The following is a 1,220-nucleotide window of genomic DNA, read 5'->3' as shown; positions in this document are numbered from 1 at the left end:
GCCCCGGCCCCCGCCGGCGGCTCCGGCGGCAACTTCGACCCGCCGACCCAGCAGATCGACATGAGCAAGCCCTAGCGGCTCCCGTTCCGAAGTGGCCCAGCACCCGAAAGGTGCTGGGCCGCTTTCGTTCGCCGATCGGCGGAGGGGTGAGCGACCGGGGGCGGCTGACGGGATGGCAGCATTGCGGCGTGTCTGTTGTACGCCGTCTGCCTGTGGTCAAGGACCTGACCTTGGTGACGGCGGGGGCTATGACAGCGAATGTGGCGGGGTATCTGCTGCAATTGCTGGCCAGCCGGTGGTTGGGGGTGGCGGGGTACAGCGCGTTCGCGAGTCTGCTCGCGGTGCAGCTGCTGTGCGCGGTGCCCGCGCTCGCGTTGCAGAACGTCGTAGCCCGCGAGGTCGTACGCGGTGCGCCGGTGGCCGCCGCTCGGGCGCTGACGCTGCGCTGCGCCGGACTGGTGGCCGCGGCCGCACTCGTACTCGCTCCGGTGGTCAGCGCGGTGCTGAAGGTGAGTGTGATGGCCTCGGCCGGTGCGCTGTGCGCCGCGCCGCTTTTGGTGTTGCTGGCCGGGGAGCAGGGAATTCTCCAGGGGCGCAGCCGGTTCCGCGAGCTCGCGGTGGTGCTGGGTGGTGCGGCGATAGCGCGGGTGACACCGGCACTGGTCGCGCTGGCCTGCGGATTCGGACCGGCCGCCGCATTGTGGACCGGTGCGGCCGGGACGGCCCTGGCTGCGGCCACGGCGCGGCGGGTTTGTGATGCCGCGGTCTCCACGCGCACCGAGGCCACGACCGGCGGCGAAACGACTGCGGGCGAGCCGAATTCGGCCGACCGAGCCGCGGTGGAGTCGGCCGCGGGTCCGAACATCGCTCGATCCGAAGCCGAGCGCGCAGGCCAGGTGCCCCGGGCGGCGTACCGAGAGGCCGGAAGCGCCGCCCCGTGGGGTCTCGGTGTCGCCGCGGTGTTTCGGGCGGTGCAGGTGCAGGCGGCGTTGACGGCGTTGTCGGCGGCGGATCTGCTGGTTTCGCGGATTGTGCTGGATGAGAACGATGCTGGGCGGTATGCGCTGGGGGCCATCGCGGCGAAGATCGCGTTCTGGTTGCCGCAGGCGGTGGGGGTGGTGCTGTATCCGAAGATGGCGCATCCGCAGCATTCGGCGCGGGCCATGCGGTCGGCGCTGGCCGTGCTGGCGGGGATCGGGGCGGTGACCGTGGCGGGGGCG

At 72.2% G+C, this 1,220-nt stretch carries 1 protein-coding gene; it reads left to right on the top strand.

The features are described 5' to 3' along the window. Positions 1–248 precede the first annotated feature (248 nt). A partial coding sequence (locus ACAM49_RS40215) for a polysaccharide biosynthesis protein (RefSeq protein WP_369640747.1) occupies positions 249–1,220 on the top strand: 972 nt, incomplete at its 3' end.

This window comes from Nocardia sp. JMUB6875, from assembly GCF_041154655.1.
Classification (GTDB): domain Bacteria; phylum Actinomycetota; class Actinomycetes; order Mycobacteriales; family Mycobacteriaceae; genus Nocardia.
This window is presented reverse-complemented; position numbering and strand designations above follow the sequence as displayed.